3 protein-coding genes are annotated in these 2,121 nt (G+C 63.7%); all 3 read left to right on the top strand.

What is annotated here, in order from left to right; translation table 11 throughout:
• Nucleotides 1-716: P-type conjugative transfer protein TrbG (gene trbG / locus HY2_RS14630; RefSeq protein ID WP_034828955.1), on the top strand; the 716-nt coding region annotated here is incomplete at its 5' end.
• A gap of 4 nt (nucleotides 717-720) precedes the next feature.
• Entirely contained in the window at nucleotides 721-1,998 is a 1,278-nt protein-coding gene (locus HY2_RS14625; RefSeq protein ID WP_034828953.1) for a TraB/TrbI/VirB10 family type IV secretion system protein, read from the top strand.
• The coding region (locus HY2_RS17805) for a DUF2274 domain-containing protein (RefSeq protein ID WP_034828951.1) at nucleotides 1,995-2,121 on the top strand (127 nt) is incomplete at its 3' end. The genes HY2_RS14625 and HY2_RS17805, both read left to right, overlap by 4 nt.

Below are 2,121 nucleotides of genomic sequence, written 5' to 3'. Positions count from 1 at the left end.
GCTATGTGAACGCGATCCAGGTCTATCCCTATACAGAAGGCGCGCTCTACAGGCTCTATGCCAGCCCCGGCCAGGTCAGCGATGTTGCGCTACAGCCGGGTGAGGAACTCGTGTCGGTTTCTGCGGGCGACACGGTGCGCTGGGTCGTGGGCGATACGATCTCCGGATCGGGCGCCACAGCCCGGGCCCATGTGCTGGTCAAACCGATCTCGTCGGGTATTCGCACCAATCTCATGATCGCCACCAACCGGCGCACCTATCACCTTGAACTGGAAAGTGTTGAAGGCGGTTATATGGCCGCACTATCCTGGCGCTATCCTGCTGACGAACTGGCAGGGCTGACGGCCCGCAATGAGCGCGCCATTGCGCGCGACGCAGGCAGCATTGAACGCGGCCTGACACTTGAGGGCCTGAACTTCGACTACCGCCTATCCGGCGATAGCCCTGCCTGGAAGCCGGTGCGTGTCTTTGATGATGGGCGACAAGTCTTCATCCAGATGCCGGAGGACATTGCCACGACCGACATGCCGCCGCTCTTTGTGCTCGGCGCAGACGGCGACGCAGAACTGGTGAACTACCGGGTGCGCGGCAATTATTATGTCGTGGACCGGCTGTTCCGCGCCGCGGAACTGCGCCTCGGCGAGCGCAATCAGACAGTGGTCCGCATCTCCCGATCGACAAGCCGTTCGCCGCTGGCCGGACTGTTCGGGAACTGAGCCGATGTCCGAGCCCATTCCCTTCGACGAGCATGCCGAACGGCTGAAGATCCGCTCCAGCCCGAAGCCGGTCACACGGATCAACCGCAAGATCCTGATGGTCGGCGCAGGTCTTGGCGTGCTCGGACTGTTCGCCGCCATGAGCATAGCCCTCGAGCCGCCAACCGCCGTCGATCCCGATGCAAGGCGCGAGCTTTACAACACGACGAACACGCGCAAACCCGAAGGCCTCTCCACTCTACCGGCCAGCTATAGCGACATCGCCCCGGTGGAAGACCGCATCACACGGCTCGGCCCGCCGCTGTCCGGCGATCTCGGCGCCACAATGCTGCGTGCCGAACGCGAGCTTGGGATCGAGCCGGAATATGTGACTCGGTTCGAGGATGACTTCCGGCCTAACCCGGCTGACGAAGCCGAACGCGCAAGGCGCATGCGTGAGGCGGCGCTGGCCGATGAAGCGGCCCGCGCGCCGGTCTTCTTCCGGCTTCAATCCGAAACAGGCGGCCAAGCCGTCGCTGATACCCGTCCTGCCTATCGTGATCCCGCGCTTGATCTGGGCTCGGAGCTTCTGGCACTCGCCTCTCTGCCACAGGGAGCCCCGTCAGCGTTCGGGCAGCCTGCTGATAGCAATCTCCAGTCCCGCAAGCTCGCCTTTGCGAGCGAAGGTCCCGACAGCGATATTTACAATCCGTATCAGATCGAAGACCCGGCCTCGCCTTATCAGGTCATGGCGGGCACACTGATCCCGGCTTCGCTCGTGACCGGCATCAACTCCGACCTGCCCGGAACCATCGTCGCGCAGGTGACCCAACCGGTCTATGACACCGTCACCGGCCAATATCTCCTCATCCCTCAGGGCACGCGCCTCATCGGGCGCTACCAATCCGAAGTCTCGTTCGGCCAGGACCGGGCGCTCGTGACCTGGGACCGGATCATCTTCCCGGACGGGTCGTCGATTGTGATTTCTGCGTCGGGTGCAGACGCGCAAGGCTTTGCCGGTCTTTCAGACCGCACCGATCACCACTGGGACCGCGTATTTCTCGCTGCAGGCCTCGCGACCGTCCTCGGTGTCGGTGCCGAACTCGGCGCGGACGGTGATGGCGACATCGAGCGCGCGATACGGCGCGGCACCACCGACACTGTCAATCAGGCGGGTCAGCGCGTGGTTGAGCGCAATCTCGGCATCCAGCCGACCATCCGCGTGCGGCCCGGCTGGCCCGTGCGCGTGGTTGTCACGCGCGATCTTATTCTCAGACCCCACCCTCAAGGAACTTCACGATGACCCTACGCCTTGACCGTCTTCCCGACCGCACGCCGGTGCGCATGAGCCTCTCGGTCGATCCGGAGCTCGCCAGCGCGCTCAGCGACTATGCCGAAATCTACCGTCAGACCTATGGCGCAGAGG

It is taken from the genome of Hyphomonas pacifica, from assembly GCF_000682675.1.
Classification (GTDB): Bacteria; Pseudomonadota; Alphaproteobacteria; order Caulobacterales; family Hyphomonadaceae; genus Hyphomonas; species Hyphomonas pacifica.
The sequence above is the reverse complement of the archived record's forward strand: the minus strand, read 5'-3'. Positions and strand labels throughout refer to the sequence as shown.